At 68.7% G+C, this 25,246-nt stretch carries 29 protein-coding genes and 1 tRNA gene; 19 read left to right on the plus strand and 11 right to left on the minus strand.

Going from position 1 to position 25,246, the window contains the following annotated elements; all coding sequences use genetic code 11:
• Positions 1–78: 78 nt before the first annotated feature.
• Positions 79–579: a TIGR04206 family protein gene (locus tag ACV7JO_RS04855; protein WP_470355217.1), complete on the minus strand. Its 501-nt coding sequence runs from the start codon at positions 577–579 to the stop codon at positions 79–81.
• A gap of 133 nt (positions 580–712) precedes the next feature.
• Here ACV7JO_RS04855 and ACV7JO_RS04860 point away from each other — a divergent pair, with 133 nt between their 5' ends.
• On the plus strand, positions 713–1,141 hold the full coding sequence (locus ACV7JO_RS04860) for a DUF5793 family protein (RefSeq protein WP_470355218.1): 429 nt from the start codon (positions 713–715) through the stop codon (positions 1,139–1,141).
• On the opposite strand, the gene ACV7JO_RS04865 is transcribed toward ACV7JO_RS04860, so the two are convergent.
• Positions 1,142–1,903, minus strand: coding sequence for an NAD-dependent protein deacylase (locus ACV7JO_RS04865; RefSeq protein WP_470355219.1), 762 nt, complete (start codon positions 1,901–1,903; stop codon positions 1,142–1,144). It abuts the gene before it with no gap.
• A gap of 93 nt (positions 1,904–1,996) precedes the next feature.
• Here ACV7JO_RS04865 and ACV7JO_RS04870 point away from each other — a divergent pair, with 93 nt between their 5' ends.
• The 10 genes from ACV7JO_RS04870 to ACV7JO_RS04915 all read left to right on the plus strand — a co-directional run bounded on the left by ACV7JO_RS04870 (position 1,997) and on the right by ACV7JO_RS04915 (position 12,493).
• Positions 1,997–2,269 (plus strand): hypothetical protein, encoded by a 273-nt coding sequence (locus ACV7JO_RS04870; RefSeq protein WP_470355220.1) that lies wholly within the window; start codon positions 1,997–1,999, stop codon positions 2,267–2,269.
• A gap of 154 nt (positions 2,270–2,423) precedes the next feature.
• Positions 2,424–3,575: an ADP-forming succinate--CoA ligase subunit beta gene (gene sucC, locus ACV7JO_RS04875; protein ID WP_470355221.1), complete on the plus strand. Its 1,152-nt coding sequence runs from the start codon at positions 2,424–2,426 to the stop codon at positions 3,573–3,575.
• The gene (sucD, locus tag ACV7JO_RS04880; RefSeq protein ID WP_470355222.1) at positions 3,575–4,447 is read left to right on the plus strand and encodes a succinate--CoA ligase subunit alpha; all 873 of its coding nucleotides are present in this window, start codon (positions 3,575–3,577) and stop codon (positions 4,445–4,447) included. Before sucC ends, sucD begins: the two co-directional genes overlap by 1 nt.
• Before the next feature lie 393 nt (positions 4,448–4,840).
• Positions 4,841–5,476 (plus strand): sensor histidine kinase, encoded by a 636-nt coding sequence (locus tag ACV7JO_RS04885; protein ID WP_470355223.1) that lies wholly within the window; start codon positions 4,841–4,843, stop codon positions 5,474–5,476.
• Positions 5,477–5,645: 169 nt separating this feature from the next.
• A complete protein-coding gene (locus tag ACV7JO_RS04890; protein ID WP_470355224.1) occupies positions 5,646–5,882 on the plus strand; it encodes an HVO_2901 family zinc finger protein in 237 nt (78 codons plus the stop codon).
• A 153-nt stretch (positions 5,883–6,035) separates the two neighbouring features.
• The gene (locus ACV7JO_RS04895) at positions 6,036–6,938 is read left to right on the plus strand and encodes an ABC transporter ATP-binding protein (RefSeq protein ID WP_470355225.1); all 903 of its coding nucleotides are present in this window, start codon (positions 6,036–6,038) and stop codon (positions 6,936–6,938) included.
• Complete coding sequence (locus tag ACV7JO_RS04900; RefSeq protein WP_470355226.1) at positions 6,939–8,777, plus strand: ABC transporter permease family protein; 1,839 nt, start codon at positions 6,939–6,941, stop codon at positions 8,775–8,777.
• Positions 8,770–9,855 carry an ABC transporter permease gene (locus tag ACV7JO_RS04905; protein WP_470355227.1) on the plus strand — a complete coding sequence of 362 codons (1,086 nt, stop codon included), beginning with the start codon at positions 8,770–8,772 and terminating at the stop codon, positions 9,853–9,855. The genes ACV7JO_RS04900 and ACV7JO_RS04905 overlap by 8 nt, the downstream gene beginning before the upstream one ends.
• Before the next feature lie 47 nt (positions 9,856–9,902).
• The gene (locus ACV7JO_RS04910) at positions 9,903–10,880 is read left to right on the plus strand and encodes an aldo/keto reductase (protein ID WP_470355228.1); all 978 of its coding nucleotides are present in this window, start codon (positions 9,903–9,905) and stop codon (positions 10,878–10,880) included.
• A 353-nt stretch (positions 10,881–11,233) separates the two neighbouring features.
• The gene (locus ACV7JO_RS04915; protein WP_470355229.1) at positions 11,234–12,493 is read left to right on the plus strand and encodes an ABC transporter substrate-binding protein; all 1,260 of its coding nucleotides are present in this window, start codon (positions 11,234–11,236) and stop codon (positions 12,491–12,493) included.
• A 162-nt stretch (positions 12,494–12,655) separates the two neighbouring features.
• Here the strand turns inward: ACV7JO_RS04915 and ACV7JO_RS04920 are convergent, their stop codons facing one another.
• From ACV7JO_RS04920 to ACV7JO_RS04930, 3 genes are all read right to left on the minus strand, one after another.
• A complete protein-coding gene (locus ACV7JO_RS04920; RefSeq protein WP_470355230.1) occupies positions 12,656–12,949 on the minus strand; it encodes a DUF8145 family protein in 294 nt (97 codons plus the stop codon).
• The gene (locus tag ACV7JO_RS04925; protein ID WP_470355231.1) at positions 12,946–13,446 is read right to left on the minus strand and encodes a macro domain-containing protein; all 501 of its coding nucleotides are present in this window, start codon (positions 13,444–13,446) and stop codon (positions 12,946–12,948) included. The genes ACV7JO_RS04920 and ACV7JO_RS04925 overlap by 4 nt, the downstream gene beginning before the upstream one ends.
• 67 nt (positions 13,447–13,513) lie before the next feature.
• On the minus strand, positions 13,514–13,906 hold the full coding sequence (locus ACV7JO_RS04930) for a DoxX family membrane protein (protein ID WP_470355232.1): 393 nt from the start codon (positions 13,904–13,906) through the stop codon (positions 13,514–13,516).
• 110 nt (positions 13,907–14,016) lie between these two features.
• Here ACV7JO_RS04930 and ACV7JO_RS04935 point away from each other — a divergent pair, with 110 nt between their 5' ends.
• From ACV7JO_RS04935 to ACV7JO_RS04960, 6 genes are all read left to right on the plus strand, one after another.
• On the plus strand, positions 14,017–14,688 hold the full coding sequence (locus ACV7JO_RS04935) for a DUF2071 domain-containing protein (RefSeq protein WP_470355233.1): 672 nt from the start codon (positions 14,017–14,019) through the stop codon (positions 14,686–14,688).
• Positions 14,689–14,923: 235 nt separating this feature from the next.
• Complete coding sequence (locus ACV7JO_RS04940; protein ID WP_470355754.1) at positions 14,924–15,649, plus strand: ABC transporter ATP-binding protein; 726 nt, start codon at positions 14,924–14,926, stop codon at positions 15,647–15,649.
• A complete protein-coding gene (locus tag ACV7JO_RS04945) occupies positions 15,646–17,037 on the plus strand; it encodes a hypothetical protein (RefSeq protein WP_470355234.1) in 1,392 nt (463 codons plus the stop codon). The genes ACV7JO_RS04940 and ACV7JO_RS04945 overlap by 4 nt, the downstream gene beginning before the upstream one ends.
• Before the next feature lie 76 nt (positions 17,038–17,113).
• The gene (locus ACV7JO_RS04950) at positions 17,114–18,508 is read left to right on the plus strand and encodes a sensor histidine kinase (protein ID WP_470355235.1); all 1,395 of its coding nucleotides are present in this window, start codon (positions 17,114–17,116) and stop codon (positions 18,506–18,508) included.
• A gap of 34 nt (positions 18,509–18,542) precedes the next feature.
• Complete coding sequence (locus tag ACV7JO_RS04955) at positions 18,543–19,340, plus strand: HAD-IIA family hydrolase (protein WP_470355236.1); 798 nt, start codon at positions 18,543–18,545, stop codon at positions 19,338–19,340.
• Positions 19,341–19,442: 102 nt separating this feature from the next.
• Positions 19,443–20,036 (plus strand): DJ-1/PfpI family protein, encoded by a 594-nt coding sequence (locus ACV7JO_RS04960; protein ID WP_470355237.1) that lies wholly within the window; start codon positions 19,443–19,445, stop codon positions 20,034–20,036.
• On the opposite strand, the gene ACV7JO_RS04965 is transcribed toward ACV7JO_RS04960, so the two are convergent.
• On the minus strand, positions 20,033–21,370 hold the full coding sequence (locus ACV7JO_RS04965; protein ID WP_470355238.1) for a PQQ-dependent sugar dehydrogenase: 1,338 nt from the start codon (positions 21,368–21,370) through the stop codon (positions 20,033–20,035). The genes ACV7JO_RS04960 and ACV7JO_RS04965 overlap by 4 nt on opposite strands.
• 119 nt (positions 21,371–21,489) lie before the next feature.
• Here ACV7JO_RS04965 and ACV7JO_RS04970 point away from each other — a divergent pair, with 119 nt between their 5' ends.
• Positions 21,490–21,738: an MTH865 family protein gene (locus tag ACV7JO_RS04970; RefSeq protein ID WP_470355239.1), complete on the plus strand. Its 249-nt coding sequence runs from the start codon at positions 21,490–21,492 to the stop codon at positions 21,736–21,738.
• On the opposite strand, the gene ACV7JO_RS04975 is transcribed toward ACV7JO_RS04970, so the two are convergent.
• Entirely contained in the window at positions 21,731–22,237 is a 507-nt protein-coding gene (locus ACV7JO_RS04975) for a metal-dependent hydrolase (protein WP_470355240.1), read from the minus strand. The genes ACV7JO_RS04970 and ACV7JO_RS04975 overlap by 8 nt on opposite strands.
• An 82-nt stretch (positions 22,238–22,319) precedes the next feature.
• On the opposite strand from ACV7JO_RS04975, the gene ACV7JO_RS04980 reads away from it, so the two are divergent.
• Entirely contained in the window at positions 22,320–22,475 is a 156-nt protein-coding gene (locus ACV7JO_RS04980; protein WP_470355241.1) for a hypothetical protein, read from the plus strand.
• 397 nt (positions 22,476–22,872) lie between these two features.
• On the opposite strand, the gene ACV7JO_RS04985 is transcribed toward ACV7JO_RS04980, so the two are convergent.
• The 4 genes from ACV7JO_RS04985 to ACV7JO_RS05000 all read right to left on the minus strand — a co-directional run bounded on the left by ACV7JO_RS04985 (position 22,873) and on the right by ACV7JO_RS05000 (position 25,231).
• Positions 22,873–24,093: an ABC transporter substrate-binding protein gene (locus tag ACV7JO_RS04985; protein WP_470355242.1), complete on the minus strand. Its 1,221-nt coding sequence runs from the start codon at positions 24,091–24,093 to the stop codon at positions 22,873–22,875.
• A gap of 158 nt (positions 24,094–24,251) precedes the next feature.
• Positions 24,252–24,344, minus strand: coding sequence for a pentapeptide repeat-containing protein (locus ACV7JO_RS04990; protein WP_470355243.1), 93 nt, complete (start codon positions 24,342–24,344; stop codon positions 24,252–24,254).
• Between the two features lie 430 nt (positions 24,345–24,774).
• A tRNA-Trp gene (locus ACV7JO_RS04995) sits at positions 24,775–24,955 on the minus strand.
• A 48-nt stretch (positions 24,956–25,003) separates the two neighbouring features.
• A complete protein-coding gene (locus tag ACV7JO_RS05000; RefSeq protein WP_470355244.1) occupies positions 25,004–25,231 on the minus strand; it encodes a DUF5795 family protein in 228 nt (75 codons plus the stop codon).
• Between the last annotated feature and the right edge of the window lie 15 nt (positions 25,232–25,246).

The following is a 25,246-nucleotide window of genomic DNA, read 5'->3' on the forward strand; positions in this document are numbered from 1 at the left end:
GACGGTGAAACGCGAAGCTTGTCGCGGATATGGGACACAGCTACTTAAACCCGCTCGACTGCTCACCGGTCGTCACGCTCACGTCCGGTCGACGGTCGCCAGCAGTGCGGCGAACAACAGGGCGAGCGCGCTCCCGACCGGCACCGTGACGCCCGGGAAGTACCGGACGAACAGGGCCGTAGCGCCGAGTGTGAGGAGAGCGACCGCGCCCAACAGCCCGCCGAACAGCCGGACCGGGTCGGCCGGCAGGGCGGCGGCGACCCGCTCCTCCTCGAAGTAGTAGTAGAGGCTCAGCCCGAACGGCACCGCGAAGACGGCCAGCGCGGCCAGCCCGAGGTCGCCCGCGAGCGCGAGTTCGGCCGACGACTGGAAGCCGGCGACCTCCCACGCCCACAGGAACGGGCGCTCGCCGTCCAGCGTCGCGCCGAAGATGTACTGCAGGCGGAAGGGGAGAAAGCGCAGCGCGACCACCGTCAGCCCGGAGAGTTCGAACACCGACACCGACCACGGGGCCAGCGCGACCAGCCACGTCGACAGCACGGCGAGTTCCCCCGCGTACTCTGATTTCACCCACGCCATCCTGTCCGAGTGCGCGCCGGCGATCCGGTAAAAGCTACCGATGGGGGCCGGCGGAACTCGGCGTGGACGCCCCCGATTCGGTGCCGTCGCCGTTACGTTCTTTGCGACGGACGGCGTAGTCGTCAGTACCGGAATGAGGCGCGACTACTTCACGGTCGACGTTCGGAGCGAGCCCGACGACGGCGGCACACCCACGGTCGTTATCGACTACGGCGGGCCGTCGGGAGAGCTACGCGAGCGCCTCACGACAGCCGCGGGCGGCACGCTCGACGCCGACGAGGTGGACGTGACCTTCCGCCGCCAGCCCGACGCGGACGCCGGCGTCCTCTCGCTGACCGACCGCCTGACGGGCGATTTCGTCCTCGAAGCCAACGTGGCGGCCGACGCCGTCGCCGCGCTCGTCGACGCCGCACAGGCCCGCGACGACGGCCGCTACGCGGTCCGACTGACCGACGGCGGCGGGAAGTCACTCGTCTACGAGATGGAGACGCTGCTGGTCTACGACCCCGACGGGAGCCTCCGCCGCCAGCGCAGTCTCATCCCCGGCGGCGTCGAACTGTAGTCACGCGAGGGCCGCGGCGACGCGGGGCAACACGTCCGTCACGTCCGCCCGGAGTACGTCGGTCGCGTCCCCGTCCCGCGGCGTCGACTCCAGATTCACGACGACGAGCCGCCCGCCAGAGCGAGCGGCGACGCGGGGCAACAGCGCGGCCGGGTTGACCGACAGCGACGACCCGGCCGCGAGGAACACGTCGCTGTCCTGTGCGAGCCGCTGGGCCTTGCTCATCGCCGCGTCGGGCAGCGACTCGCCGAACAGCACCACGTCGGGCTTGTAGACGCCGCCACACGAACACCGCGGCGGCACGTCGCCGTCGGCCGCGCGCTCGAACACCGGGTCGGCCGCGGTCCGCTCGCCGCAGTCGTCACAGACGACCCGCCGGTTGGTGCCGTGGAGTTCGACGACGCGCTCGCTCCCGGCGTCCCCGTGGAGGCCGTCGACGTTCTGCGTGACGACGGCGTCGAGGTGGCCGCCGGCCTCCAGTTCGGCCAGCGCCTCGTGGGCGGCGTTGGGTTCGGGGTCCACGTCGCCGTAGAGGGCCGCCCGCAGTTCCACCCGGTCGCGCCAGAACCCCACGGGGTCGGCGTCGAAGCGCCGCCGGTGGAAGCTCTGTTGGTCGAACCGTTCCCAGACGCCGTCGTCGCCGCGAAAGGAGGGGATTCCAGAGGCCGTGGAGACGCCCGCGCCGGTCAGCGCGGCGACGGTGTCGGCTCCGCGGACGGCCGCCGCCACGTCGTCGATGGTCGCCGCGTAGTCGTCGGTCACGGCCGGCCGTACGCCCGGCCAGCCGGTGTCTCTATCGGTCCCGACTCCGCGGTGGCCCGACGGTTTAAGTCGACAGCGACCCCAGAGCGGACTATGTGCTACGACAGGCTGGTGAACGGCGACGCCGCCGAGGCCAGCGCCGCGACGCTACTGCGCGCCGAGGCGTACTACGCCCTGCGCAACGGCGCGATGGCCGGCGTCGTCGTCCTCGCGGTGCTCCTTTCCCGGGGCGCGCCGGCGTGGCTCGTCGCCGCCAGCGTCGCGGGCGCTGTCGCGCTCGGCGCGGCGCTCCATCAGGCGCTTTTGCTGGGCGGTGCCGCGGTCCTCCGGGTCAGAGCGGCCGTCAGTGGCGGCGGGCGGCCCTGACAGACGTTGTGACTGCAGCCCCGACACGAGTGGGTGTCTGTCGGCGGCGACGGTGGATTTCTCGACGTTCGACGAAGACCCGGCGGTACGGGCACCGGCCAGCGCGACCGAGAAAGACGGATTTAAACCGCCACCGCTCGGCTGTCCGCATGACATGCGCTTGCACGAATACCAGGCGAAGCAGGTCTTCGCCGACGCGGGCGTCCCCACACCCGCATCGCAGCTGGCGAAGACGGTCGACGAGGCCGTCGACGCGGCCGAGGACATCGGCTATCCGGTCGCTATCAAAGCACAGGTCCACGTCGGCGGCCGCGGCAAGGCCGGCGGCATCAAACTGGTCGAGGACGCCGCGGAGGCCCGCGAGGCCGCCGACGACATCCTCGGGATGGACCTCAAAGGCTACCACGTCTCGACGGTGCTCGTCGAGGAGGCCGTCGACTTCGTCAACGAACTGTACGTCGGCGTGACGATGGACCGCGGCGAGGGCAAGCCCGTCGCCATGGTCTCGACGAAAGGCGGCGTCAACATCGAGGAGGTCGCCGAGGAGGACCCCGACGCCATCGCCCGGGAGCACATCGACCCCGCGTTCGGGATGCACCCGTATCAGGCCCGGAAGGCCGTCTACGAGGCCGGCGTCGACCGCGACGTGGCGAACGACGTGGCGAGCGTCCTGACCACGCTCTACCAGCTCTGGGACGACCGCGACGGCAGCGACCTCGAAGTCAACCCGCTGATGATAACGAGCGACGACGAGGTCATCGCCGCCGACGCCGTGATGAACATCGACGGCGACGCGCTGTTCCGCCAGCCCGAACTCGCCGAGATGGGCGAGGAGGCGGCCGACGGCGACGAACTCGAACAGAAGGCCGACGAGTACGGCTTCGACTACGTCCGGCTGTCGGGCAACGTCGGCATCATCGGCAACGGCGCGGGCCTCGTGATGACGACGCTCGACCTCGTGGACCACTACGGCGGTTCGCCGGCGAACTTCCTCGACGTGGGCGGCGGCGCGAAGGCCGACCGCATCGCCAACGCCCTCGATATGGTGTTCTCCGACGACAACGTCGATTCGGTCGTGTTCAACATCTTCGGCGGCATCACCCGGGGCGACGAGGTGGCACAGGGTATCAACCAAGCGCTGGAGCAGTTCGACGAGATTCCCAAGCCCGTCACCGTCCGGCTGGCCGGAACCAACGCCGAGGAGGGGATGGAGATTCTGAACGAGGACCTCGTCACGGTCGAGCACACGCTCGAAGACGCCGTCCAGCGAGCGGTCCAGTACGCCCAAGAGGAGGAGGAGGAATAATGTCCGTTCTAGTCGACGAAGACACGCGCGTCGTGGTGCAGGGTATCACCGGCGGTGAGGGGAAGTTCCACACCGAGCAGATGCTGGAGTACGGCACCAACGTCGTCGCCGGCGCGGTGCCGGGCAAGGGCGGCCAGGAGGTCGCCGGCGTCCCGGTCTACGACACCGTCCAGCAGGCCGCCCGCGAGGAGGACGCCAACGCCTCCGTCGTGTTCGTCCCGCCGGCGTTCGCCGCGGACGCCTGCTTCGAGTCCATCGACGCCGACGGCGTCGACCTCGTGGTCGCCATCACCGAGGGCGTCCCGACGCAGGACATGGCGCGGGTCTACCGCCGCCTGAGCGAGACCGACACCCACCTCGTCGGGCCCAACTGTCCGGGCCTCATCACGCCCGGCGTCGCCAAACTGGGCATCCTGCCGGGCAACATCTTCTCGTCGGGGAACGTCGGGCTCGTCTCCCGGTCGGGGACGCTCACCTATCAGGTCGTCGACAATCTGACCGAGCGCGGACTCGGCCAGTCGACGGCCATCGGCATCGGCGGCGACCCCATCATCGGGACGGACTTCATCGACGCCCTCGAACTGTTCGAGAACGACCCCGACACCCACGCCGTCGCCATGTGCGGTGAAATCGGCGGCGAGGACGAGGAGGAGGCCGCCCGCTACATCGGCGAGCACATGGACACGCCGGTCGCCGGCTTCATCGCCGGCCGCACGGCACCGCCGGGCAAGCGGATGGGCCACGCCGGCGCTATCGTCTCGGGTAGCGGCACCGGCACCGCCGAGTCGAAGATTTCGGCGCTCGAAGACAACGGCGTCCCGGTCGGCGACACGCCGGAGGAAGTGGCGGACCACATCGAGGACCTGCTGTAGTTCCGCTTTGAAGGACGTGACGAGCCGAGCGGGGCTCGATAGGCGAGCGGGCGAGCCTATCGGCGTCCCGGTCGGAGACACGCCGGAGGAAGTGGCGGACCACATCGAGGACCTGCTGTAGTTCCGCTTTGAAGGACGTGACGAGCCGAGCGGGGCTCGATAGGCGAGCGGGCGAGCCTATCGGCGTCCCGGTCGGAGACACGCCGGAGGAAGTGGCGGACCACATCGAGGACCTGCTGTAGCGGCTCTCGCTGCAACCGGCTGGGAGCCGAGCGGGGCTCGATAGACGAACGGAGTGAGTCTATCGGCGTCCCGGTCGCCACGCCTGTGGCCCGGAACGGGGACCTGCCGCGACCCCGCGGTTTCTTGGTCCCGGTTTTCGTAAACGTGGGTATGAGTGACAGCGACGGCTCGGTCGGGGACGCGGCGTGGTGGGAGCGCGTGAGCAGCGACCTGTCCCACGACGCGAAGAACCCACTGAACGTCGTCACCGGCCGGATGGAACTACTCGACGTCGACGACACCAACGGCGAGGCTATCGACCGGTCGCTGGACCGCGTCGGCGCCCTGCTGACCGACCTGTCTACTCTGGGTCGCGTCGCCCGTTCGCCGGTCGACGGCGAGCGGGAGGCGGTGGCGCTCGCGGCCGCCGCCGAGCGCGCGTGGCAGAGCGCCGGCACGGAGGCAGCGACGCTCGTGACTGACGACGCCGGCGTGGTGCAGGCGCGCCCCGAGACCGTCCGGGCCATCCTCGAACGCCTCTTGGAGAACGCCGTGGTCCACGGCGGCGACGACGTGACGGTGACGGTCGGCGACGACGCCGACGGCTTCTACGTGGCCGACGACGGCCCCGGGTTCCCCGCCGACGAGCGCGACCGTATCCGCGAACAGGGGTACAGTACGACGCGCTACGGCGAGGGGTACGGCCTGTTCGTCGCCGACGCCGCGGCGCGGGCACACGGGTGGGAGTTACACCTCGGCGAGAGCGACGCCGGCGGTGCCCGCGTCGACGTTCGGTTCGAGGACTGACGTGTTCACACACTAGCATACCACACGGCACCGTGGAACAGGGTCCACGCCCCGCCGCCGTCGCGCCGACGACCGCAAGATGGCGGGCCGACGGCTTGCCGCTCTGCACTCAACCGAGAGACGTGAACGTTCCGGTGTAGTTATTAGATGCGGATATGTACGTTCGACTATGCCCCACACCTGCAGGAACTGCAAACAGGCGTTCGGCACCGAACTGGAACTGGAACTCCACCGGGACACCTGTTCGGCCGGTCAGCTGTTCTGCGACGAGTGTGGCGAGCGGTTCACCGAGCGGGCCGCCACCGAGGACGGGTGGCACTACCGGTGCCCCAGCGAGGACTGCGACGGGACAGGTATCGGCGACGACATCCACAAGGTATCGGACGCCCGCGTCGCCAAGCGGTAAGCACGGCGTCGCCGCGTCCACGAGGTGTGGCTCTCCGTTCCCACGTTCCTTTCTCGACAGCCGTGGGCGGCGTTTTCGCCGGTAGGACCCGATTATCAGCGTCCGTAGTGCGGAGCCAAGCTATAGGTTCGTTCGGGCACAAGCAACGGAGAAATGATAGAGGCCCGGGAGCTTCGGAAGGAGTACGGCGGGTTCGTCGCCGTCGAGGGGAGTTCGTTCAGCGTCGACCGCGGCGAGGTGTTCGGTATCATCGGTCCGAACGGGGCGGGCAAGACGACGACGCTGAAGATGCTCGCGGGCCTGCTGGAGCCGACCGGCGGCGACGCGGAGATAGCTGGCTACGACGTGGAGACGACGGAGATGCGCCGGCGGCTCGGCTTCCTCCCCGAGGAGTCCCCGCTGTACGAGGAGATGACGCCGGTCTCGTACCTACAGTTCTTCGCCGACCTCTACGACGTGCCCGGCGACGTGGCCGACGAGCGGATGCACGAGACGCTGGACGAACTGCAACTGGAACACCGCGACCGGAAGCTCGGCGACATGTCGAAGGGGATGAAACGGAAGGTCGCCATCGCCCGCTCGCTCATCAACGACCCGGAGGTGCTCATCTACGACGAGCCGGCCTCCGGGCTGGACCCGCTGACGACGAACTACGTCATCGAGTTCACGGAGCAACTGGCCCGCGAGGGCAAGACCATCGTCTTCTCGGCGCACAACCTCTTTCACGTCGAGTCCATCTGTGACCGCGTCGCCATCATGAACGAGGGGCAGGTGGTGGCACAGGGCGACCTCGACGCCCTGCAGGCCGAGTACGGCGAGACGGAGTACCACGTCTACACGACCGTCGAGGTGCCCGGCGCGGCCCGCGAGAACGGCCACTTCCGTCGGGTCGTCGGGAGCATGGACGCCGTCGAGTCGACCCGCGCGGCCGCCGCGGACGCCGGCGGCGAGGTGGTTGACATCCGGACCGAGGAATCCAGCCTCGAAGAGGTGTTCCTCAACGTCGCGGAGTCGGGCACGACCGGCACCCGCTACGTCGGGGAGGACGCGGCGTAGATGCAGGGCGACAAGCTCCTCCGCGTCGCGAAGTGGGAGGTGACGAAAAACGCCGGCGGCGTCGACCGGCGGACCGTCGCCGTCATGGCGCTGTCGGTCCTCGCCATGGGCGCGGTCGCCGCCGTCGCAGTGGGGGGCGGCGCAGGGCTGGACGCCGGCATCTACCGCGTCGGCGTCGACCAGTCCAGCCCGTACTACGGCGTCGCGGCCGACGACGACACGTTCGTCGTCAGCGAGCCGTCGTCGACCGCCGTCGAGCGCGGCCAGCAGGAACTGCTGTTCGACGGCGAGCGACTCCGGAGCGTCCCCCGGACGCCCAAACAGCGCGCGGCGCTCTCGGAGTTCCGGGACAGCACCGAACGCTACAACGACCGGCGGATGGCCCGGGACGACAATCAGACTGCGGCGTTCCCCGTCGAGGTGACGCTGCGCTACGACGAACAGACCGGCGAGACCATCGCTCCCGGAGCCGGCGACGGAACCGCGAGCGACGGGAGCGCGGACGGCGGGGGTGACGGGACCGCCGGCGGGGGGACCGGTGGAAGCGGTGCCGGCGCGGGCGGCGGGACCGCCGGCGGCGGCAGCGCGGACCTCGGCGGCATCGGTGCGCGCCTCACCGGGAGCGTCCAGAGCGGGACCCCCGCCGACATCTCGCCGCCGTTCCCCTTCGAGTCGCTGGTGCTCGCCTTCCTCTACATCGTCCCGATGAACTTCGTCATCCAAGCGTACGGCTCCTCAATGCTCTCCGAGCGGCTGAACCGCCGGGGGGAACTCCTGCTCGTGACGCCGGCCTCGCGGGGCGACATCATCGCCGGCAAGACGCTGCCGTACCTGCTGGGGGCCGTCGGCGTCGCGTCGGTCATCACCGGCGCACTCCGCTTTTCCGGCATCGCGCCCAGCGGGAGCCCGATTGCCGTGCTGGCGGTCCTCCCGCTGGCCCTGCTGTTCCTCGCGGCGACGTTCTGTGGGGCGATGTTCGCCCGTTCGTTCAAGGAACTCACCTTCGTCACGGTCACCATCACCGTCTCGCTGACCTCCTACGCCTTCGTCCCGGCCATCTTCACCGACGTGACCCCCATCGCGCTCATCTCGCCGCTGACGCTGGTCGTGATGGACCTCACCGGTCAGTCCGTCGGCCTCGGCGAGTTCGCGTTCTCGACGCTGCCGCCGCTGGTCACCGCGCTCGTGCTGTTCGGACTGGGCGCGGGCCTCTACCGCGAGGAGGACATGTTCACCCAGCGGGCCATCCCGCTGAAAGTGCTCGACGCGCTGGCCGGCCGTATCAAGAGCCGTCGGAGCGCGCTGAAGATGAGCGCGGTGTTGCTCCCCTTCGTCGTCGTCGCCGAACTGGCTGCTATCGCCTTCCTGTTCGTGTTGGACTCGGTGTCGCTGAACGTCTTCGGGACGAACCAGACGCTCGGCATCGTCCTCGTGTTGGGGGTGGTCGCCGTCGTCGAGGAGGTCGCCAAGAGTCTCCACGTCTACGCCGGTTACGCACACGCCCGCTACGAGCGGACGCTGCGCTCGGCCGTCGGCCTCGGCGCGCTGTCGGGACTGGGCTTTTTCGTCGCCGAGAAGGGCCTGCTCATTGCGCGGCTGGCCGACCTCGAATCGCTCCCCATCGGACAGGCCGCCCTGCAGGGGGCGACGCCGCCGACCGGCGTCTCGCTGGTGCTGGCCGGCCTCCTCTTCCTGCTCCCGCTGGCGTTGCACGCGGTCACCGCGACGGTGTCGGCGGTCGGCGCTCGGCGGGGCCGTGCCGCCTACCTCGCCGGCCTCGGCGGGGCGGTCCTACTGCACTTCGCCTACAACTTCGCGGTGGTGACCGCCCTTGTCTGAGCGCTCGTGGTGGCGCGACCCCCGCCTCGTGGTCGCCCGCCGGGACGTGCTGTCGCTGTCCCGCGAGAAGACCATCGTGCTGGCGCTGCTCATCCAGCTGTTCGTCGCCGGCTTCTCCTCGTTTCTGGTCGTCGGCCTCACATCGCTGTACGACCCCGCGTCGGTCTCGACGGCCGACGTGGACATCGGCGTCGCGGGCGAGGCCCGCGGCGAACTGGAGGCGGCCGTCGAGCGCCGCGAGAGCACCGACGGTATCGCCTTCGAGGACCGGACCGCGGCCCGACAGGCCTTCGAGGACCGGCGGGTCGACGCCCTGCTCATCGGCGACTACGTGGCCGCGGCCGACGGGTCCGGACAGCGGATAAGCGTGGTAGCGACAGCGCCACAGGGGAGCATCCGCTCGACGCTCGTCGTCGTCGAGATACGCGGTGTCCTGAACGCCCTCGAACGCCAGCAGCGCATCGAACGCGCCGACTCGCTGGACCGCCCCCCGGTCCCGCTGCCCCGCGACGTGGCCGCGAGCCCCTACTTCGGGTTCACGTACACGGTGTTGGTGCCGCTCCTGCTCTTTCTCCCGCCGTTTATCAGCGGCTCGGTCGCCGTCGACACAATCACCGAGGAGATAGAGCGCGGGACGCTCGAACTGCTGCGGGTCGCTCCCGTCTCGCTCGTCGACATCGTCGACGGCAAGGCGCTCGGGATGACGCTGCTCGCGCCCGCACAGGCCCTGCTGTGGGTCGGCCTGCTGTCGACGAACGGCATCCGCGTCGCCAACGTGCCCGCGCTGTTGCTCTTCGTCACGGCCGTCGCCGTCGTCGTGGTGACCCTCGGGATGGCCCTCGGCGTCGCCACCCAGCGCCGGCGGCCCGCACAGTTACTGTACTCCGTGCTGACGCTGGTGGTGTTCGGCGGGGCCGTCCTCCTGCCCGAACACCCCGCGACGACGGCGGCGAAACTGGCCGTCGACAGCCCGACGGCGACGACCTACGCGCACGTCCTCGGGATGTGCGTCGTCGCCGTCGCCGGGTACGCCGTCGTCCGGCGCTTCGTCGCCCGGGCCGAACCCGAGCAGTTCTGAGCGGCCGCGGGGCGTGGGCTTTTGTCCGCAGCGGCCCCCACTCCGGCATGGAGTACACCACACTCGGCTCCACCGGCGTCGAAGTCAGCCGGCTCTGTCTGGGCTGTATGAGCTTCGGGACCTCCGACTGGCGCGACTGGGTGTTAGACGAAGACGAGAGTCACGAGATACTGGACCGGGCGGTCGACCTCGGCATCAACTTCTTCGACACCGCCAACATGTACTCCGCGGGCGAGTCCGAGCGCGTGCTGGGGTCGTTTCTCGACGGCTACGACCGCGACGCGCAGGTCGTCGCCACCAAGGGGTACTTCCAGATGGACGACTCCGACCCCAACTCCGGCGGCCTCTCGCGGAAGGCGCTGGAACAGGCGCTCTCGGACTCGTTGGACCGGCTGGGGATGGACACCGTCGACCTCTACCAGATTCACCGCTGGGACTACGACACGCCTATCGAGCAGACGCTGCGGGCACTCGACGACGCCGTGCGCCGCGGTCGGACCCGCTACGTCGGCGCGTCGTCGATGTGGACCCGGCAGTTCCAGCGCTCGCGACACCTGAGCGACACACTGGGGCTGGAGCGGTTCGCCACGATGCAGAACCACTACAACCTCCTGTACCGCGAGGAGGAGCGGGAGATGCTCCCCCTCTGTGAGCGAGCGGGCGTCGGCGTGCTGCCGTGGAGCCCGCTGGCCCGGGGGTATCTCACTCGCCCCCACGAGGAAGTCGAGGCGACGACGCGGGGCGCGACCGACGACTACGCCCGCGAACATCCCTACTACGAGGGCGGCGGCCGGACGGTCAACGAGCGCGTGCAGGAACTGGCCGAGGAGTACGACGCGACGATGGCCCAAATCGCGCTCGCGTGGGTGCTGGACAAGGAGTGGGTCGACGCGCCCATCGTCGGCACGACGAGCGTCGAACACCTCGAACAGGCCGTCGCGGCGCTGGACATCGACCTCGCCGACAGCGACGTGACGTGGTTGGAGGACGCCTACGAGCCGGTCCGGGTGTCGGGACACGAGTAGCGAGGGGCGCGCGAAGCGCGGCCCTCGAAAGCGAGCGGGGAACGCAGTGACCCGCGTAACGGTGCGGGAGTGCGCGAAGCGCGGCCCTCGATACGGAACGGCGAGCGACAGCGAACGGTGAGCGGCGAGCCGCTTCCTCGCTGGTCACAATGGCGTGTGTTCGATCCGTGCAGTCGGTCCATTCCGGAAAGCGCTGCTCGGTGGGTCCGCGAACCGTCTTCGAGCAAGATGCTAGCCTCGGGAGACAATCCGCGAGCGTGCCGCATACGAGGCGCGTGTCGGTCATCGGGCTAGTTCTGTAAAACCGACTACAGACCGAAGAGGTTTTATCGACTTTAGGCTAGCCTAATCCCATGTCCGAAGATAGCGGTGGCCGCGATGAACCGACGCGCAGAGACTACATGAAGTCCGGTGGCGCAGTCGTTGGAGGTGGGTTCTTAGCGGGGTGTGTCGGGCAGACCGAACCCGACTCGGAGTCGACACCAGCCACAGCGGCGACTGAGGCCGAACCCGACTCGGAGACGACGGACCCGAACGAATCGTATTCGGCGACGATGCCTCCGGTGGGTGAACTGACGCTCGAGGAGCCACCGTCCACTTGGGTCGGCGGTCTCGGGTTCACTGCGGACGTATTGACTGCTCTTGGACAGGCCGACGGCGCTGTCGGGATGGCTGACCCACGGTATTGGTATCAGGGGTTCTACGACTTTCTCGACGGCGTCACGGTCCCAGCAGCCGACGAACTGACCCAGTTCACCACCGAGGACCGTGACACCGACCTCGAAGTGCTATACGAACTCGACCCGGATCTGATGGCGGTCGACCCGAACCCCATCATCGCGATCTACAGGCTTGACGAGGACGAAGCCGAAGAGATTCAGGAGAACGTCGCACCTTGGTTCGGCAACGAGAGCCGCCGCAAACGGTTCGACGGGTGGACCCACTGGCCCGTCGGCGAGTCGTACCCCTACCTCTCCATTTCGGAGTACATCCCGAAGTACGCCACTCTATTCGGTGAAGAAGAACGCGGGGAGGCCCTCTTGGAACTCTACGAGCCGTTCATCGAGAACGTGCGCTCGCGCGTCCCACCGGAGAGCGAGCGCCGGTCGCTAGCGCTGGTGAACGGCCGATACAACCCGGAGAACCGCGACGGATGGGTCGTATACAACCCGAAATCGGAAGTCGAGAAGACTTGGGGAAAAAAGCAATATCGCGACCTGAAGGTGAACGACTCGTTCGACGGCGCGTACGACGGCCAGTCGTCGGTCACTGTGGATCACGAAGGGCTCTTGGAGTACGACCCGGACGTCATCATCTTCAATTTCGGTATCACCCACCGCGACCTTCAGGGTGAGAACTACATCCAACAACAGCGAGAGCTGCTCAACGACCATCCCGTGACGAGCGAGGTGACTGCGGTCGAAAACGACGACCTCTACGTTGGCGGGACCCCGTACCAAGGGCCGATTATCAACATGTTCCAAACGGAGATGGCCGCAAAGCAACTCTACCCCCGCGAGTTCGGTTCGTACCCCGGCTACGGCGAGCTCTCGGAGGACGAACAGCTGTTCAACCGCCAGCGGCTCGCGGACATCGTCACGGGAGACATCTGACCGCGGACTCGTTCACGTCCCTTCCCGGCACTCGGTATCTGGGCCCATCCCATCGGTACGTTCAGTTTCCCGTCGGCCCAACCAAAGACCAGCGGTTCGCTGAATGGGCCCGCTATACCGACCGATTCGGAACGTCCTGTCCACTACAGAGTTTTCCGGGCCTCAGGGTACCCGCCCGCCGGGGGTCCCGGGCTGACCGGTTCCGGCCTGTTCGTGGGTGTGATGGAAGAAGCGAAGCAGGGGGTCGTCCTCGCCGGCGACCGGCTGGAAACAGACCCGCTGGAACCGCTCGTTGTCCAAGAGATTGACCATCACGCCCTCGTCGTGGACCGAGACGGACTCGAAGTCCGTGCCACAGACCGGGCAGACGACCGGCTCGTCGGGGGCTCGGCCCTCGACCGCGTTGTCGCCCTCGCCGTCGGGCGAGGCGTCGCCGCCGGGCGTGCCGTCGCTCACGCCCGCACCTCATCGGCGACCCGCCGCATCGTCTCGTAGTCGTCGTCGGAGTAGGCGATGAGGCGAACGTCCGACAGGTGAGTCGGCTCGAAGGCGGCTAGTTCCTCGCAGATGATGCGGACGCCGTCGGCGTAGTCGAAGCCGGCGATGCCACAGCCCACGGCGGGCATGACGACCGACTCGCAGTCGAGGGCGTCGGCCTCCCGGAGGGCGTTGCGCGCGGCCGACCGGACGCTGTCGGCGTCGGACTGGCCGCCCGGCGGCATCGCGGCGGCGTGAATCACGTACTCGGCGTCGAGGGCGTAGGCGTCCGTGGTGGCGACGCCGCCGAGTTCGACCGGCCCCTTCGAGACGGCCTCGTCGTCGATGCCCGACCCCGCGGCGCGTTTCAGCGCGCCGGCGACGCCCGACCCCATCCGGAGGCTGGTGTTCGCGGCGTTGACGAGCGCGTCCGCCGACTGTGCGGCGATGTCTCCCTGAACCACCTCGAACTGCATGGGCGACCGTTGGGCCGGCGGCCTGTTAGCAATTGCTGTGCGGGCGGCGAGAAGCGGGACCGCCGGCTCACTCCCGACTCGCGCGCTGGAGGAACGCGACCACAGCGCCGAGGAGCGCGAGGTTCTGGAGGAAGGCGGTCAGTTCCTCGCCGCGCTCGTCCGAGTCGACGGCCCAGAAATCGTGTATCGTGGGCGTGACGCCGACGAAGAACGCCGCGACGCCGGCCGCGGAGAGGCGGGGGAGCGTCCACGTGCCGATTCCGAGGCTCCCGCCGAGGAGGAGCCCGCTGGCCGCCGGGACCAGTCTGTCCGCGAGCGGGACGCCCTTGGCGTCCGCGTAGGCGATTCGGCCGTCGAGGTCTCGGAGGTTCCGGACGGCGAGCACCGCGAGCCCGCCGGCAAAGAGGAGGCGACCGAACAGCGACGGTGCGTCCGAGTCTGCCGTGTCAGAGTCAGCCATCGGTTTTCGAAGCCAATGGAGCGGCTTAAGGTCCACGTTTGCGCCACGGCGGTGGCGTCCGCGATACCGACCGCCGGCAGACTCATGCCCGCAGCGCTCCCAACACGACCGTGGCACCGCTTCGTCCGTTGGCGGCGACGCTCGCCGACGCGTGTTTCGTCCACTGGCCGGTCGATAGCGGCGCTGTCGGGCAGTCCCTGCCGCCGTGGCTCACGGTCGATACCGCCGACGGGAGTGCGTGGGTGACGGCCGTCGCGTGTACCGTCGAGCGCGTGGCGTCGTTCGGCCTCCCACTCACGACCCCCGTCGAGACCGTCACGCTCCGGACGTACGTGCGCGGGCCCCGCGACCAGCGCGGCGCGTGGGTCCTGTCGCTGTTTGCCGACGGCGGGGTCGCCGCCGGCTCGCGGCTGTTCGAACTCCCCGTCCGGCGCGGGCGGCCCGACGCGACCCGCGAAGGCGACGACCGGCGGCGGACGCTGACGGCCGACGGGGAGCGCCGCCTCGACGTGCGGTACGCGGTCCCCGACCGAGCGCCCGCGACCGCCCCGCCGGACTCGCTGGTCGCCTTCCTCGTCGGGCGCGAGCGGTACTTCGCGGCCGGAGCGCTCGGCGTCCCACTCGCCGGCAACGTCGGCCACGAACCGTGGCGGCTGGCCCCCGTCGACGCGTCGGTGACGACGGACCCGCTCGCCGCGCTCGCCCTGTCGGCGACCGGTCCCGCGCTGGTCCACCACAGCCCCGGCGGCGAACTGTCGCTGGCCCCGCCGACACCGGTGTGAGCGGGCGGCAACGTTAGGCCGCGCCGTGGGTGCCCGTATGGACCACGTTCGGACGAGCGCCCGGTTCGGGGTCGCCTCCGCGGAGGTGACGATGGCGTCGGTTTTCGGGGCCGCAACGGTCCCCACGCCGTGGGTGGTCCCGACCGCCCGCTGCTCCTGCGGGGCCGACACGCGGCGGTCCGGTCAGCGCTCCCGGGGCCAACAGCTAAGGGAGTACGCCGACTCCTTCCGGCGAATGCCAGCCATCGAGACACGGGACCTGTCGCGGCGGTTCGGGGACGTGACGGCGCTGGACGGGCTCTCGCTGACCGTCGCCGACGGGGCCGTCTTCGGGCTGCTCGGTCCGAACGGCTCCGGGAAGACGACGACCATCGAGCTGTTGACCGGGCAGCGCGAACCGACCGACGGGACGGCCAGCGTCGTCGGTCGCGACCCGGTCGCGGCCCCGACCGCCGTCCGCGAGGTCATCGGTATTCTCCCCGAGCGCGAGGACCCACCGAGCTTCCTCACGCCCCGGGAGTATCTCACCTTCGTCTGCGAGGTCCGGGACGTGGCCGCCCCCGACGAGCGCATCGCCGAGTGGGCGGAGCGACTGGCCTTCGAGGACACCCTCGACGCGCTGTCGACCGGGCTCTCCGAGGGGGAGCGCCAGCGGGTGATGCTGGCGGCGGCGTTCGTCCACGACCCCGAACTCGTCTTCATCGACGAGCCGCTGGTCAACTTAGACCCCATCATGCAGGAGGAGGTCAAGGCCCAGCTCTCGGCGTACTGCGAGCGGGGGAACACGCTCTTTCTCTCGACGCACTACGTCGACGTGGCCGCCGAACTGTGTACCCACGTCGGCATCGTCGAGGACGGTCGGCTCGTCGCCGAGTGCGACCCGCGGACGATGACCGAGGACGAACTGCTGGAGTACTTCGTCGCGGAGGTGAACGCCGAGCCGGCGGCGGCCGAGCGGTGACCTCCACCTTCCGCTGGATGGTCCGGGAGGAGTGGCGGCTCCACAGCCACCTCTTCGGCGGGCGGCGGTTCGCCGCGTTCCCGCTGGCCGTGGCGGCTCTCACCGCCGTCGGGACGTGGCTGCTCGCGCTCACCGGGACGCCGCCGTCGACGGTCGCGGGCTGGCTGGTGGCGCTGGCCGGGTTCTTCGGCTTGCAGGTCGGGACCATCGGACTCGTCGGGCGCGACGCGCTCCGGGACGCGCTGGGGGACGCGACGCTGCTGGTCTTTTCGGCCCGGACGCTCCCGCTCTCCTTTCGCCGGCTGCTGGCGACGTTTCTCGTCAAGGACGTGTGTTACTACGCCGCGCTGGTGCTGACGCCCGCCGTCGCCGGCTACGGCGTCGTCGCGGTCGAGCGGGGCGGCTCCGTCGGGGCGGTCGCCCTGCTGCTGGTCGCCGCCGTCGCGGCGTTCGCCTTCGGGGCGTCGCTCAGCCTGACGCTGGTCGGCGTGGCGACGCGGAGCCGGGCCGCGCTGGCGGCCGTGCTGGCGGTCGGGACCGGAGCGGTCGTCTACGGCGGCGTCGACCCGGTCGCGGTCACGCCCTACGCGGTGTACGCCGACCCGACCGCCGCCGCGGCCGTCGCTGGGCTCGTTCCGACCGCCGCGCTCGCGGTTCTGGGCGTGGCCCTGTTCGAGCCGGTCGAGGGCGGGACGCGGGGGAGTCGACGGTTCACCGACCGGCTGTTCGGTCGCGCCGCCGACCCCCTGACCCGACGGGCGCTGCTCTCGGTGAGTCGCTCGTCGGGGTCGGTCGGCAAGGTTGCGTTCTCGCTTGGCGTCCTGTTTCTCGTGACCGCGCTCCTGCTCGGCCGGCTCGCCGACGTGACGGGCATTACGCCACACGCGGGCATCGCGTTCGGGACGCTGCTGGGGCTGGGCTCGTTCACCACCTACAACTGGGTGACGCAGTTCGACGACCCGCGGGAGTACCTCCGCTTCCCGGTCGCCTACCGCGCCGTCTTCGTCGGGACGCTCCGGGCGCACCTGCTGCTCTCGCTGTCGGCGAGCGCCGGCTACCTCGCGCTGGCGACGGTCTGGTACCCGCCGTCTCGTGTGGCCGTGGGACTCGCAGTCGTGCCCGGCGTCGCGGCGTACGTCCACGGCGTCACGGTCTTCGTCACCGGCCTCGCGCCCAACGAGTTGCTGTTCGACACGCCGCTGTTCGCGCTGTTCGGGGCGGCGCTGTCCGCGCTCGCGGTGCCGCTGCTCGTCGCGGCGCTCGTGGCCTCGGCCGCGCCCGTACTCGCCCCCGCGGGCGCTGTGGCTCTCGCCACCGTCGCCGGTGGCGTCGGCTGGCTGCTGACGCGCCGGGCCGGCCCCCGTTGGGAACGACGGCTCCGCCGGTGACTCGCGCCGGCTCCGGGCCCTACATATATAAGTGGCACTGTATCAATTACCGGATAACGGCCACTCTCCACGTTATATGTCCGATAAATATCAGATACGCACCCTCGTCGTCGACGACAGCGAGTTCTTCGCGCAGATGACCGCCGAGACGCTGGCCGAAGAACACGGCATCGACGCGACACACGAGACCGACCCCGCGGCCGCCGCGACCCGCGTCGCGGACGAGGAGTTCGACTGCATCGTCAGCGACTACGAGATGCCGGCGATGAACGGGCTGGAGCTGTTGAAGAGGGTGCGGGAACACGACTCGTCGCTCCCCTTCATCCTGCTGACCGGGCGGGGCGACGAGGAGACGGCGAGCGAGGCCATCGCCGCCGGCGTCGCCGACTACCTGCTCAAGCTCGAAGTCGTCGAGGACAAGCAGTACGGCCGGCTGGCGAACCGCATCGAGAACGTCGTCGCACAGGAACGGACGCGAAAGAAGTTCGAGTCGCTGGTCGAGAACTCCAACGACGGTATCGCACAACTCGACACCGGCGGCCGCCTGCTCGAAGTGAACCCCGCGATGGCGACGCGCCTCGGCGGTGACCCCGGCGACTTCGCGGGCGAACAGCTCGCGTCGCTCATCGACCCGGAAACCGCCCGCGCCCGCGCCGAAGCGGCCCGGGATGCTATCGAGGCCGGTGAGCCGACCGAGACCGAGGACGTCGTCGACGGCCGCCACTACCACAACCAGTTCGTCCCCGTCGACAGCCTCCGAGAGGGCAACGTCGTCCAGTTCGTCTCCCGCGACGTGACCGAACAGCGGCGGCGCGAACGGGAGCTCCAGCGGCAGAACGAGCGCCTCGAACAGTTCGCCAGCGTCGTCAGCCACGACCTCCGGAACCCGCTCAACGTCGCCCGCAGCGCCGTGGAACTGCTCGATACCCCCGACGACGAGGAGGACGCGGAGTTCTACGACAAGGTCGACCGGTCGCTGGGACGGATGGCGGCCATCATCGACGACCTGCTGGCGCTGGCCCGGCAGGGACAGACCGTCGACGCGGTGGAGGCAGTCGACGTCGAGACCGTCGCCACGGACACGTGGCAGTACGTCGAGACGAACGGCTCGGAGCTTCGCGTCGACGGCTCGGCCCGCATCGCGGCCGACGCGGGCCGCCTGAAGGACCTGCTCTCGAACCTGTTTCGTAACGCCGTCGAACACAACGACGATGCGGTGACCGTCGAAGTCGGCCTGCTCGACGGCGAGGGCGGGGTCGACGGGTTCTACGTCGCCGACGACGGGACCGGTGTCGACGGGGAGACCGGCGACGTGTTCGAGATGGGCTTCTCGACCCAGTCCGACGGCACGGGGATGGGGCTCGGACTCGTCGCGGAGATAGCCGAGGCCCACGGCTGGGCGGTGTCGGTGACCGACGCGGACCCCTCGGGCGCTCGCTTCGAGGTCACCGGCGTCGAGCCGGCCGAGTGATGGGCTTTTGTCGTCGGCGGCCGAACCCGTATCGATGACACTGGCCGGCGTCGTCTTCGACCTCGACGGGACCATCTACCGCGGCGACGACCTCCTGCCCGGCGTCGACGACGCGGTCGCGGCGGCCCGCGACCGCGGCGCGTCGCTGTGCTTCTTCTCGAACAACCCGACCCACGACGGCGCGGCCTACGTCGAGCGGCTCCGCCGACTCGGCGTCGACGCCCGCGAGGGCGAGGCCTGTTCCTCGGGCGTGGTGACCCGCGAGTACCTCGACGCGCACCACGCCGGCGACCGGGTGTTCGTCGTCGGCGACGACGCGGTGAGCGAGCAGGTCCGGCGGAGCCGCGCCGCGGTCGTCGACCGGCCCGCCGAGACCGACGTGTTGCTGGCCTCGTGGACCGACGACTTCCACTACCGCGACATGGTCGACGCGCTCCGAGCCGTCGACGCCGAGACGGCGTTTCTCGGGACCGACCCGGACCCGACGTTCCCCGACGGCGACGGGAACCCGGTGCCCGGTTCGGGGGCGATACTCCGCGCCGTCGCCGGCGTCCTCGAACGGGAGCCCGACCGCGTCCTCGGGAAGCCCTCCGGCGTTGCCGTCGACGCCGCGCTCGACCGCCTCGGCTGTGCGCCCGCGGACTGTTTGGTCGTCGGCGACCGGCTGACGACCGACGTGGCGATGGGCGAGCGGGCCGGCATGACGACGGCGCTGGTCCTGACCGGCGTCACCGACCGGGACGACCTCGCGACCAGCGACGTGTCCCCGGACCACGTCATCGACTCGCTGGCCGAGTTCCCGGCGCTGGTCGAGCGGGTCTGCGGGGACTGACGCGGCCGCTTCGGGTACGCTCGCCGTCCGTCGCCGCTCGCTCGTGTTGGCTCACCGTCATTCTTATCTCCTCCTCGGGCGTAGCCGCGAGTGGTGTTCCCAATGGGCAAAGACATCCTGATGGTCGTCGGCGACTTCGGGGAGGACTACGAGATAATGGTGCCGTTTCAGGCCCTCCAGATGGTGGGCCACGACGTAGACGCGGTGTGTCCGGAGAAGGCCGCCGGCGAGACGGTCAAGACGGCCGTCCACGACTTCCGGGGCGACCAGACGTACATGGAGAGCCGGGGCCACGACTTCGAACTGAACGCGACGATGGCCGACGTGGAGCCGAGTGACTACGACGCGCTCTGTGTCCCGGGCGGGCGAGCCCCCGAGTACCTGCGGACCCACGAGCCCGTCATCGAGGCGGTCACGCACTTCTTCGAGGCGGACAAGCCCGTCGCGGCGCTGTGTCACGGCCCCCAGATTCTCGCCGCGGCGGACGTGCTGGACGGCTACGAGATGACGGCCTATCCAGCCGTCCGCGCCGAGTGCGAGGCCGCGGGCTGCTCGTGGGTCGACGGCGTCGTCCGAGACGGCAACCTCGTCACCGGGCAGGCGTGGCCCGACCACCCCGAGTGGCTCGCGGAGTTCATGACGCTGCTGGGCGACGAGGTGAGCCACGGCGACCCCGCCGTCGCGGCCGACGACTAGGCCTGCCGGAGCCGGTGGACCGCGCCGCTGGACCCCGAGACGCCCCCCTCGTCGCTCGAACAGACGAGCAGTTCGCCGGCCGGCGTGCGGCCGAACGAGAGGACGTTCGAGCCGATGCCCGCGACCGGGACGGCGGTGACGGGCCACGGGCCGTCGGCCCGCTCGGTCGCCACGAACAGCCGTCCGCGGGCGAGCCAGTCGGCGAAGACGTACCGGCCCGACAGCGCCGGCAGCGCCGTCCCGTCGTACAGGTAGCCGCCGACGACGGCCAGCCCCGACACCTCGTCGCCGTCGTGGGGGTACTGGAGGATGGGGTCCCGGAGCGGTTCCCCGTCCGGCGTCGTCGTCGGGCAGTCCGTCGCGCGGAAACAGCCCCGGCCCTCGCGGACGTTCCACCCGTAGTTGCCGCCCCGCCGGACCACGTCGACCTCCTCGTACTCGGACTGGCCCACGTCGGCGACGAACAGTCGTCCGTCGGGGCCAAAGGAGAACCGCCACGGGTTCCGGAACCCCCACGCGTACTGCTCGTCGAGGCCCTCGCGCCCCACGAGTGGGTTGTCGTCGGGGATTCCGTAGGGGCGGTCATCCCCGTTGTCCACGTCGAGGCGAAGGATACTCCCGAGCAGGTTCTCGGTCACGTCCTGCCCGTTGCCGCCGGGGACGGCGTCGTACCAGTCCGAGACGTGGCCGCGGCCCTCGTCGTTTGCGCCGCCGCCGTCGCCGACGCCGACGTAGAGGTAGCCGTCCGGCCCGAACGCCACGGCCCCGGCGTTGTGGTTCGACTGGGGCTCGGGAATCTCCAGCAGGGTCCGCTCGCTCCCGCGGTCGAGTTCCCCGTCGGCGAGGTCGAACTCGCTGAGGACGAACGTGTGCGAGTAGCCGTCGGGCGTCCCCGCTCTCGGCGGGGCGCTGTACCGGAGGTAGGCCCGCCCCGAGCCGTCGTACTCGGGGTGGACGGCCATCCCGAGCAGCCCCCGCTCGTCGTAGCCGCTCACGTCAACCACGCGGTCCCGCAGGTCCGCCGCCACCGCCGTCTCGCCGTCCGCGACGCGGACCACTCGCCCGGGCTGGTCGACGACGTAGTACTCGTCCGGCCCGGGCGCGACGATGCCGACCGGAGAGGTGAAGCCGTCCGCTACGACGGTCCCGCCCAGTTCCAGCGACGCGAGCGACGCGTCGGTCTCTGTCGACGCCGTCGTCTCCGTCGCCGTCCCGGTTACGTCGCTTTCGCTCCCGCCGCCGCTGTTCCCCCCGCCGTCGCTCGGTCCCGAACAGCCGGCGGCCAGCGCGGCCGCGCCGAGCGCGAGGAACCGGCGACGCGTCGACCCGTGCATACGCGTCCCACGGGGCAGGCGGACAAGAGGGTGGCGGTGGCAAATAAACTCACAACAACGGGCAAGTGTATCCCGTTCGAACCCTTTATGAAACGGCTCACGCAATACAGTGACGAGACATGGTTGACAAAGACGACCTCCGCGAACAGTTCGTCGAGGCGTTCGAGGAGGCGGAGTACCCCGTCTCCAGTCCGATGGACCTCGTGCCGACGCTTCCGGGGGGCCCCTCGACGAAGTTCGAGTCGGGCGAGTTCTCGATGACGGCGATGGAACTGAACACCAAACTCGACGCCGAGTTCCCCTACGAGAGCGTCGACGCCTTCGTCGACGACATCATGGACTCGCTGGAGAACCGCGGCCTCATCTGAGGAGCGCGAGCAGCGACGGCTCCCCCACCGCGACGGCGAGGACGGTCGCCAGCGCGCCCAGCGCCAGCAGTCCGTAGTTCGCCAGCGTGTTGTCGGCCCGCGCGAGGCCGAGCGTGTAGTTCCGCCCCGAGAGCGGCCAGAACGGCTCGATGCCGGCCGGCGTGAGCGCGTCCGCGAGGAGGTGCGAGAGGATGGCCGCCACCCCGACGACGGCGGCGAACCCGCCCAGTTCCGGGGCCGTCGCGCCGCCGACCCGCGCGCCCAGCGCCCACCCCACGCCGCCGAGGACCGCGCCGACGAGCCCCGCGAACAGGAGCGTGTGGGTACTCCCGCGGTGGCTGACGAACGGCACTCGCAGGTCGTAGTCCGGCAGCGGGGCGAGCGCCAGCGAGAGCGCGCCGCCGACCAGCGCGAGGCCCGTCGCGCCACTGGCGAGCAGCGCCGCGCCCACCGGCGCGTACACGACCAGCGCGGCACCGTAGTGCCCGGGACGATACATGGAGTGGCGTTCTCCCCGCCGGGGTTTCAACGTGGCGCTCGGACCCTCGTCGTTTAACTGTCCGCGCCGCCACTACCCGGCGATGACAGGACTGCCGGAGCTGTCGACGCTCGTCGAGACGTTCGGGCCGTTCCTGATTCCGGCGACGCTGTTCGTCCTCGGCGCGATAGGATACCTCGTGCTCTGGCTCGTCACCCGCCGCCGGACGGAGACGTACGCGGCCGAGGAGGATTCCTAGCCCTCACCCGGCCGCCATCCCCGACCTCGCCCGGCTGAACAGGCGGTTGTACCACTCCATTTATCCCCTTGGGCATGGTATGTCAAGCTGGGCCGGCCAACCATACCCTTCCCCCCACCACCCCCACCATCGATGGTTGTGCCGCCGGCCCGTTTTTGGCGGCTCCGATACTCCACGCCGATAGAGTCGCGCCTCGACACTCTCTCGCCGACTATCGCGTCGTGGGTGCAGTGTCCAGCAGACCCCGGGACTGTTGGCTATCTCGCTGAGTCCCCGACTACGGGAACCGTGATTCTCGGCTCTGTTGAACCACCCTGGACCTGAAGGTGTCGTGTGCTGAATAGAGAGGGTGTATGCAGCGCGGAGTCGCGGAGGCCAGATTCCTCGGCCGCCCCGCTCAGATGTCGCCGTTGATGATGTCCCTGACGCGTTGCCGGTCGAACAGGCGCTGCTCCTCGGGCACCTCAGGGAACGAATCAGGATTGAACGCGCCGAACTCGTCAGGGAAGAACTGCTGGGCGACCATTTCAGTCTGGAGCAGATTCACGAGCGGTCCCTGTGAGCCAAAGGCCCCCGGATACACATTCCCCTTCTGGACGGCCGTAAGCTGACTGCCGACCGAGTCCTGTTTCATTGGGTCGACGTACTGCTCGCGGAACGCCGTACGTGAGAAGCTGTCAGTATCACCGGTCGTTGCGATACCCCAATGAATGACGATGACTTCGGGGTCGACATCCAGCAGCTGCTCGTAGTCGATTGTCCCCTCGGCGACCAGTTCTTCTGGGAACGCACTTCCGATGTTCAGATCGCGGTAGGGCTTCAGTTCGACCCCCTCGACCTGGGTGTTCATCGGATAAAACGTCCCTTCTCCGGGTGCTGACGCGCTGTTCAGTAACGCAATGTTGGGGCGTCCCTCAGTCGGCGGGAGACGCGACTGGAGTTTGGACTGTAGTTGTTCGTGAACCTCGACGAGCGCCTCGTATCTCTCTCGCTCCTGGAACAGATTGGCGAGGTGGTCGAGCGCTTCGTACAGCGAGTAGAGCTTGTAGTCGTGGAACTCACGCCGACGGAGGATGTTGTTCCCGAAGAAGGGTGCGACCTTTTCAGCGATTTCTTGGGTATCGGATTCGTCCCAAGAATCGTCCCATCCCGTCTCGTGCATGTAATTGGGATCCATCAGAATGATGTCGGGATCGAGTTCGTAGAACAGCTCCTTGTCCCAGTTCCCGGCCGATAGCGACTCGGTCTCCGACCGGGTGCCCACGTCAAGACCGAATGGCTCGAAGAGGAATCCCGGTATCATATTTGTCGCAGTCAGGAAGCCGTCGCGCTGTCCCAGGGCGAAAGCCATGTCGGCCCATTCCCCGTTGTTGAGCATATACGTCTCGGGAACCTTCTGGAAGGTCTGGCAGCCGACGGGCTCGATGCAGGCCTCGTAGGAGCGTTCGGTTTGTGTCGATTCTGGGGCCTCGGCTCTAGTAGTCATCGACTCGGGGGTGCCGCCGGTATCGCTCTGTCCCGCACATCCGGCGAGTAGGCCTCCGCCTACGACTGCCCCGCCGTACTTGATGTAGTCTCTGCGTGTCGGTGCCTCGTGTCCACCGGTCTCTTCGGACATGCGATTTAGGCTAACCTAAAAATATATAATTGCTTCGGTCTTCGGACGGCTACACCTAATCAGCCTCGTGACCGATACGCGCCCTGAATTCAACACGGCCTCAGCAAACTATCAGCGACCGAGGATTTCAACAGAGCCTAATTCTCGGGAATGTGGTTTCACACCGATAGACGGTCTGAGAAATCCGCTCGACGGAGATTAGCGTCCGATAAGTTCGCGCTTCTTGATGAGATTCGGGATGCTGTACCCATCGCGATGCTACTTCACCAAGAGTACGAAGTAGCCGATGAAGGCCAGTATAGTCCCGACTGAGGCAGCCACCAGTTCAGTGGTTACGCTCAGGTCCAGACTGGATAGCGGCTGCCGACGAATCTTAGATGTTCGGGTGAAACCGATGGTAGATGGCATCTGGCTCGTCATCGCAGCGCTTCGTGCCATTGTGACCATCACACCGAAATTGGAGGCCAGACGCGAACAAGTGGTGGATTGGCTGGAAGCGAGCCTAATCAGTCGCCGGTCGGCGACGACTTCCAGCGCGGGGCAGGGCTACCGCTCGTCCTCAATGATGGTCCCACAGAACTCGTAGATGAGCGGAAGCGTCTTGTCTGGCGACGTGACGCGGCTCATGGGTGGCCACCGGCCAAGTGTCAGCAAGAAGTACCGCTGTAGTTATATACTGTATGGGGTCGGAGGGATTTGAACCCCCGATCGGCTGATATCTCCGTCCTGCGCCTCGGAACTCCAGAGGGTCATCGTCGCGCGCCGGTGATCAGCCGGCCGCTCAGTATATCAGCCCTTGGAGTTTCGTCCCGGGCGCGTGGCCTCTGGAGTCAGCCGCCTTCCCGGACTAGGCCACGACCCCGCCTGCACGCCGTCGTAGGCCGACTCGTGGTAAAGGGATTTCGATTGCTCAGTCCCGGTCGGTGTCGGACCAGTCACACTCTTGGCACTTGTAGCCGGTGACGAACTCCAGCGCCGAGGGCATGTAGCCGACCGAGACGACGTTCTCGCCGCAGTCGGGGCAGTCCATGCCGGCGTCTTCGATGTTTTCGGCGTCCATCACGCTCTCGCCCTCGATGAGTTCGGCGAGGCTCTCGGGCGTCTGCATCCGGCCTTGGATGACGCGGTTGTCGGCCATACGGGACGCCGGTCC

This window comes from Haloarcula sp. MBLA0138 (assembly GCF_055632455.1).